Origin of the sequence: [Mycobacterium] manitobense (assembly GCF_025821665.1) — a bacterium.
GTDB lineage: Bacteria > Actinomycetota > Actinomycetes > Mycobacteriales > Mycobacteriaceae > Mycobacterium > Mycobacterium arseniciresistens.
Map to the genome: position 1 here is coordinate 40756 of NZ_JACKSJ010000245.1, position 6446 is coordinate 47201.

Annotated in this window: 4 protein-coding genes; all 4 read right to left on the minus strand. The window is 70.6% G+C overall.

Going from position 1 to position 6446, the window contains the following annotated elements; translation table 11 throughout:
• Nucleotide 1 precedes the first annotated feature (1 nt).
• On the minus strand, nucleotides 2-1078 hold the full coding sequence (locus H7I41_RS27045) for a zinc-binding metallopeptidase family protein (RefSeq protein WP_264015721.1): 1077 nt from the start codon (nucleotides 1076-1078) through the stop codon (nucleotides 2-4).
• Nucleotides 1071-1976 carry a transglutaminase family protein gene (locus H7I41_RS27050; protein ID WP_264015722.1) on the minus strand — a complete coding sequence of 302 codons (906 nt, stop codon included), beginning with the start codon at nucleotides 1974-1976 and terminating at the stop codon, nucleotides 1071-1073. The genes H7I41_RS27045 and H7I41_RS27050 overlap by 8 nt, the downstream gene beginning before the upstream one ends.
• The gene (locus H7I41_RS27055; protein WP_264015723.1) at nucleotides 1973-4612 is read right to left on the minus strand and encodes a circularly permuted type 2 ATP-grasp protein; all 2640 of its coding nucleotides are present in this window, start codon (nucleotides 4610-4612) and stop codon (nucleotides 1973-1975) included. Before H7I41_RS27055 ends, H7I41_RS27050 begins: the two co-directional genes overlap by 4 nt.
• On the minus strand, nucleotides 4612-6446 hold a 1835-nt coding region (locus H7I41_RS27060; RefSeq protein WP_264015724.1), incomplete at its 5' end, for a transglutaminase family protein. The genes H7I41_RS27055 and H7I41_RS27060, both read right to left, overlap by 1 nt.

The following is a 6446-nucleotide window of genomic DNA, read 5'->3' on the forward strand; positions in this document are numbered from 1 at the left end:
GTCAGCCCTGGGTCTGCTGCTGTGAGGCGCTGACCGACTCGAGTTTGACGGGATCACTGGTGATCTCGTCGATGACGGCGTGGACGAACCGCATCTTCTCCAGCACCGGCGGCGGCAGCACGAACGGATACAGGTCCTCGCGGCCCATCGAGCGGTTCACCATGTTCAGCGACCAGGCCAACGGCAGCCACAGGTCGATGATCGTGTCGAACCCGCTGGGCCCCAGCACCTTGCGCTCGAACGTCGCGCCCGCGGGAGCGAACCCGAACGCCGCCGCGGTGTCCAGGGTGTCGCGGATGTGCAGATAGTGCGCGAACGTCTCGGCCCAGTCCTCTGCGGGATGCATGGTGGCGTAGGAGGAGACGTAGTCCTTCTCCCAGCCTGCGGGCGCGCCCTCGTTGTAGTGGCGGTCGAGCGCGGCCTGATAGTCCAGGTCCGGGTCGCCGAACAGGTCGTTGAACCGCGCCAGGTAGTCGGGCGACGGGCTGACCAGCCGGTAGAAGTAGTAGTGCCCGATCTCGTGGCGGAAGTGGCCGAGCAGTGTCCGATACGGCTCGTCCATCGCGACCCGCAACTGTTCGCGGTGCACGTCGTCGCCCTCGGCGAGGTCGAGGGTGATGACCCCGTTGGCATGGCCGGTGAAGACCTTCTCGAATTCACTCGACAAGAGGTCGAACGCCAGGCCGTAGTCGGGGTCCGCGTCGCGGCCGACGATCGGCAACTTCAGCTCGTGCAGTTCGACGATCATCCGGCGCTTGGCCTTCTCGGCGGCCGCGAACGCCGGGAGCGCCTTGGTGTCGGCGTCGTTGGGCCGGGTGCGGGTCAACGCACACGACGTGCAGAGCCGCCGCACCGGCGCCTTCTCCACCAGCCAGTTGCACTTGGCCAGATACAGATTGGCGCACAACTGGTAGCGGCTCTCGTCCACCGCGCCCGCGTGCTCGCTCTCCTCCTCCGGCGCGATCACCAGCAGTGCCATGTCCTCCAGCGAGAAGCCCAGCCTGCTGCCGCAATTCAGGCACAGCGAGTTCTCGAACGCCAGGCGCTGACCGCAGTTGGGGCAGGTGAAGTCACGCATTCCCGACACCAATCGGCGCCACGTCGACCGCCACCTCGATGACGCTGCTCTCGCTCTCGGTGTAGATGATGCCGCGCAGGGGCGGGACGTCGGCGTAGTCGCGGCCGAAACCCACCACCACGTAACGTTCGTCGACCATCTTGTCGTTGGTCGGGTCCAGGCTCAGCCACTGATCCTGCGGAGTCCACACCGATGCCCAGGCATGGGTCGCGTCAACGCCTATCATGCGTTCCTTTCCCGGAGGGGGGTCGGTCGCCAGGTATCCCGAGACGTAGCTGGCTGCCAGACCGTGAGTGCGCAGACAGGCGATCGCCAGGCGCGCGAAGTCCTGGCATACCCCTTCTCGCGCAACCAAAACCTCGTCGACCCTGGTCGAGACGGTCGTCGAGCCCGAACGGTAGGTGAAGTCGGCATGGATGCGCGACGTCAGCTCGCGCAGCACCTCGACCAGCGGCCTGCCGGGCGTGAAGCTGGGTGCGGCATAGTCCCGTACCGCCGCCGTGATCTCCGGCGGACGCAGGTCGAGGGCGAACTCGGTGGCGAGCGCGGCGTCGGGGCCGACGGGACGGGAGAGTTCCCACGGCGCCTTGGCAGAGCCGCCGGTGTACAGCTCCGCCGGCGGCGGGTCGACCTCCACCAGCGACGTGCTGGTCACGCTCAGCGTGTGGTGGTGCTCGGTGACGTGGAAGTACGAACTCAGGTTCCCGTACCCGTCGCGGCTGGTCGAGCTGTCGGCGGGCGCGGGATCGACGACGAGTTCGTGGGTCAGGCACCGTTGGCCGGCCAGGTCGCGCGGGGTGAGGAAGCCCCGGCCGTACGAACTGGTCACCACGTCCGAATACCGGTACACCGTGCGGTGATCGATGCGGTAGGTGCGGGTCGACGGGCTGGCGCTCACGGCAGCACCCGGCGCTCACTGGGCCCCCACAGCGGCTGCATGTCGCCGGGCAGCGACAGGTGCGTGGTGGTGATCACCGTGGACAGTTCGCGCAACCCGGTGTGCAGATCGGTCAGCAGCGCGACGAGTTCGGGACGCATGCCCTCGTCGTCGACGTCCTCGAGGTCGGCCGGATCCAGTCGGCGCAGCCGGATCGCGAGTTCCTCGGCCAGCCGCTCCGGCCGCGACGACCCCGACGAACCCGGCAGCACCCGCAGCCCGGACCGGAGCCGGTCGAACTGATACACCAGCGAGCGCGGGTTCTCCGAGTCGAAGAGCAACAGGTCCGCCACGGCGGACACGCTCACCGCGCCGAGGGTGCGGCGCCGGTAGCTGATCGACGACTCGCACGCCACCAACGCGGATTCGGTGATGGTCTGCTCGGCCGCCGCGTGCCGCGCGGTGGTCAGCGTGGCGCGCAGCAGCGCCGTCAGGCCGAGACCGCGCTCGATGCGCTTGCCGATGTCCATCATCGTCCACCCGACGTCCTGCACCATCGACTCGGCGGCCACCCCCGCGAGGGCCAGCATGCCCGACAGCGTCTGCCGATGTGCGGCAACGAGATACGCCTCACCCTCGGTTTGCGACTCTGGTGGCGGTCCCGGTGGTCGCAGCACCGCGCGCTCGACGGTGGCCAGCACCATCCAGGTGTCATTGGACAGCTGGTCGCGCACCGAGCGCGCGGCGAGGCCGAGCCGTTCCACCGCCTGGGCGAGCGAGCCCGGGCGGTGCCGGTCGGCCGTGATCGACCACAGGGTGGTCGGCGCGATCGCGATCATCTCGTGGTCGTCGCCGTCGGCGCCGGTGTCGGTCCCGGTGATCCGTCCGATCGCGGTGAGCAGCACCGGCACACACTCGCCGCCGGCGAGGTCGGGCCGGTACCGGAACTCGTGATAGCGCTCGCGGGTCACCGTGAGCAGCCGCGCCGTGTGCTCCGCGCGTTCGGCGTAGCGTCCCAGCCAGAACAGGTCCGACAGCATGCGCGGCGAGCTCACCGCACGGGTCGGGCTCGGTGTCATCGCAGGCAACCCGGCAGGCAGTCGCTCGGCCCGGACCCGGGTCGAGGTGCGTACCCACACGTCCTTGGCCGCAACGGTGTTCATCTCGTATGCGGCCGCGCCCGGTGCGAGCAGGTAGCCCAGCCCGCCGATCATCGGGGCGTAACCGCTGCGCTGGGCGACGGTGAACAGCCGCATCCCGACGGCGGCCGCCGACAACCCGCCGCGGAGGTGGTTGGTGGGCGCCGAGGAGAACTGGGGCAGCTCCTGGCCCACCCACTGCCACGGCGCGGCCTCGATCCGCGCGGCCAGCTCCTCGCGCCGGCGCACCGAGAGCTGCGGGCCGACGACGACCTCGTCGCCGGTAACGGACTTGATCAACAGGGATGACAGCTTCGTGAGCAGGTGGGAACGCTCGAGGTCGATACCGCCCCAAAACAGCGGTGCGGTCTCCAGCAGCGGCGTCTCGTCGAGCAGCGAATGGGCCAGTTCGGGCAGGAAGCGCAGCAGCCCAGGGCTTTCCAGGATTCCGCTGCCCAGGGTGTTGACGACGGTGACGGCGCCGCGGCGCAGCACCTCGACCAGTCCGACCACGCCGAGGCGGGAGTCGGCGCGCAGGTCGAGCGGGTCGGCGTATTCGGCGTCGACGCGGCGCAGCACGACGTCGACCCGCTTGAGCGTGCCCAGCGAGCGCATCCACAGCTTTCCGTCGCGGACCACCAGGTCGGCGCTCTCGACCAGCGGAAATCCCAGCACGCTGGCGAGGTAGGCCTGGTCGAACGCCGTCTCGGAGTGGCTGCCGGGGCTGAGCACCACCACCACGGGTTCCTCGGCGGATTCGGGCGCGGCGTCGATCAGCGCCAGTCGCAGTGCCTGCGCCCACGGCGACGCGGGCCGCGGCGCGATGCGCTCGTAGAGGTCAGGGATGGCGTGGGCGACGACGCGCCGGTCCGCGAGTGCGTAACCGGCACCGGACGGCGCCTGCGTCCAGTCGGCGTTCACCACGAACCGCCCGGCCGCGTCGCGGCTGACATCGCAGCCGTGCAGGAACAGCTGGTGCCGGCCGGGGACCACGATGCCGTGCGCCGCGCGGACGTACCCGGGATGGGCGAACACCAGGGCGGCGGGCAGCACGCCGCTGGTGATCGCGCGCCGGTCGCCGTACAGGTCGGTCAGCACCGCGTCGAGCAACCGGGAGCGTTGCACCAGTCCGGCTTCCAGTCCGTCCCAGTCGGCGGCCGACACGATCAGCGGCAGCGCGTCGAGGTGCCACTGGCCCGGCGCGGAGGCGCCGACGGTCTGGTCCTGCGGGTCGTGCTGGACGTAGCTGATGCCGTCGTAGTCGACGAGGCCGCGCACGGTCGACCGCAGCCCGTCCAGCCCGTCGCGGCCCCGCTCGCCGATGCCCTCGGCGAGTTCGCGCCAGGCCGGCCGGATGTCGCCGGTGTCGTCGACGAACTCGTCGTAGCGGGCTCCGGCGCCGCCTGCCACGTCGAACAGTGCCTGCTGCGCCCTGGCAGCGCGGTACCCCGCCAGCACGTCGTCGACGTCATCGGCGGCGGGCACCGGCTCCGACGAACCGTTCGCGTGCAGCACCATCAACGCAGAACGGTACGCACCCGGCGCAGGTCGAGAATGCCCGGTGCGCCCACGTCGGTGGACTGGCGGGCCTGCTTCTCCCTGATGTCGGACATGTCGATGCGGCCCGCGGTGAAGCCGGTCGCCTCGAACCGGCGGCTCCGGCGGGATTCCGCCTCGACCGCGTTCACCGGCGGGGTGTCGTAGGAACGGCCACCGGGGTGGGAGACGTGGTAGGTGCAGCCGCCGCGTGAGGTGCCGCTGGCGGTGTCGAGGAGTTCGAACCGCAGCGGACCGTCGACGGTGATGGTGGGGTGTAGGGCGCTGGGCGGCTGCCACGCCCGGTACCGCACTCCGCCCACCTGGATGTCGGGGTTGTCGGTGGCCAGCAGCGGCACCGGCTGCCCGTTGACGGTGACGATGTAGCGGTGCCGGTCGGCGCCGATCAGCCGCACCTGGATGCGCTCCACCGACGAGTCCACGTAGCGCGCGGTGCCGGTGGCCGTGGCTTCCTCGCCGAGCACGTTCCACGGTTCGATGGCCCCGCGCAGTTCCAGCTCGACGCCGCCGAACACGGCGGTGCCGATGCGCGGGAAGCGGAATTCGGTGAACGGATCCAGCCAGCTCGTGTCGAAGTCGACGCCGTGCGCGCGCAGATCGGCCGCGACGTCGGCGATGTCTTGGATCAGGAAGTGCGGCAACAGATATCGGCCGTGCAGATTCGCGCCGTGACGGATCAGCGGGGCGCGCAGCGGCTCGTCCCAGAACCAGGACACCAGCGAGCGCACCAGCAGCGCCTGCACCATCGCCATCTGGTGGTGGGGCGGCATCTCGAACCCGCGCAGCTCGAGCAGGCCGAGCCGGCCGCGGGTGCCGTCGGGGCTGTAGAGCTTGTCGATGCAGAACTCGGCGCGGTGGGTGTTGCCGGTGATGTCGGTGAGCAGATGGCGCAGCGCGCGGTCGGTGATCCACGGTTTCGCCGCCCCGGGCGCGCCGCCCGATGACGGCGCCAGCCGCGCGATCTCGGCGAAGGCGATCTCGAGTTCGTAGAGCGCCTCGGAGCGGCCCTCGTCGACCCGCGGCGCCTGCGAAGTGGTGCCGATGAACCGGCCGGAGAACAGGTACGACAGCGCCGGGTGGCGCTGCCAGTAGGTCAGCATCGACACCAGCAGATCGGGGCGGCGCAGCAGTGGTGAGTCGGCAGGCGTGCGGCCGCCGAGCGTGATGTGGTTGCCGCCGCCGGTGCCCCCGTGGGTGCCGTCGACGGCGAAGGACTCGGTGGACAGCCGGGCGAGCCGGGCCTGTTCGTAGAGCGTGTGCAGCTGCTCGCGCTGTTCGGCGAACGATGCGGTGGGGGCCACGTTGACCTCGATCACGCCGGGGTCGGGGGTGACCGACATCGAGGTGATGCGGGGGTCCTGCGGAGGGCCGTAGCCCTCGATCACCACCGGGGTCTCGATGGCGGCGGCGGCCGCCTCGATCCGGGCGATCAGGTCGACGAAGTGGTCGAGCTCGGTGGTGGGCGGCAGATAGACGTAGAGCAGCCCGGACCGGATCTCGGCGACCAGCGCGGTGGTCGGGGCGGTGTCGGCGTCTTCGACGACGGCCGCCTCCTCGCCGTCGGAGCCGGTTTTCAGCCTCCCCCGCGGCTTCAGCGGATCGGCGTCGTGCGTCGCGGGTGGCGGCTGCCAGCTGATCGCGTCGAGCGGCAGCCGCAGCCCGGCGGGCGAGTTGCCGTCGAGCAACACGATCCGGCCGCGGCGCAGCCGCCAGTCGGCGCTCGCCCAGCCGGACTCGTCGTCGAGGCGGTGCAGCGGCAGCACGTGAGCCGCCGGCGCGGCCACCGATTCGTCGA

What these genes read in the sequence shown, in the direction of transcription:
- H7I41_RS27045 (WP_264015721.1), bottom strand. Translation starts at nt 1,078, where the DNA reads ATGCGTGACTTCACCTGCCCCAACTGCGGTCAGCGCCTGGCGTTCGAG.
- H7I41_RS27055 (WP_264015723.1), bottom strand. Translation starts at nt 4,612, where the DNA reads ATGGTGCTGCACGCGAACGGTTCGTCGGAGCCGGTGCCCGCCGCCGAT.